We start from the raw sequence: 658 nt of genomic DNA, 5'->3' as shown, positions 1-658 counted from the left end.
TGTTAGTAACAATGGCCTTTGCTTTCCCGATTGGTGTGATGACGGCAATTTACCTGGAAGAGTTTGCATCCGACAACCGCTTTACCCGTTTTGTTGAAGTGAATATAAACAACCTCGCGGCTATTCCTTCAATATTATTCGGCCTACTAGGCTTATCAGTATTTATTAATTTATTTGGTCTGCCAAGAAGCTCGCCATTAGTGGGCGGTATCACTTTAGCGCTAATGACATTACCAATTATTATTGTCAGTTCTCGTGCTGCACTCAGAAGTGTACCCGAGTCAATTCGCCATGCAGGTTATGGTTTGGGCCTTAACAAAATTCAAGTTGTCAAAGACCACGTTCTACCCATTGCGCTACCAGGCATCTTGACCGGTACGATAATTGGCATGGCGCAAGCCATGGGGGAAACCGCTCCATTAATCATTATTGGAATGATTGCATTCATCCCAGATTCACCTTCGTCGATCATGGAGGCTGCGACGGTACTGCCGGCCCAGATCTTTACGTGGGCGGGTATGCCTGAACGTGCATATGTAGAAAAAACAGCAGCGGGCATTGTTGTCATACTGTCGATATTAATCACACTGAACGCTGCAGCTATTTACCTAAGGAAGAAGTATGAAATCAAGTGGTAATAACATAAAGATCGTCGCTG

Annotated in this window: 1 protein-coding gene; it reads left to right on the top strand. The window is 44.7% G+C overall.

Going from position 1 to position 658, the window contains the following annotated elements; all coding sequences use genetic code 11:
* On the top strand, positions 1–638 hold a 638-nt coding region (gene pstA, locus A3735_RS09630), incomplete at its 5' end, for a phosphate ABC transporter permease PstA (protein ID WP_068637997.1).
* Positions 639–658: the final 20 nt, after the last annotated feature.

Source organism: Oleiphilus sp. HI0061 (assembly GCF_001635675.1).
This window is presented reverse-complemented; position numbering and strand designations above follow the sequence as displayed.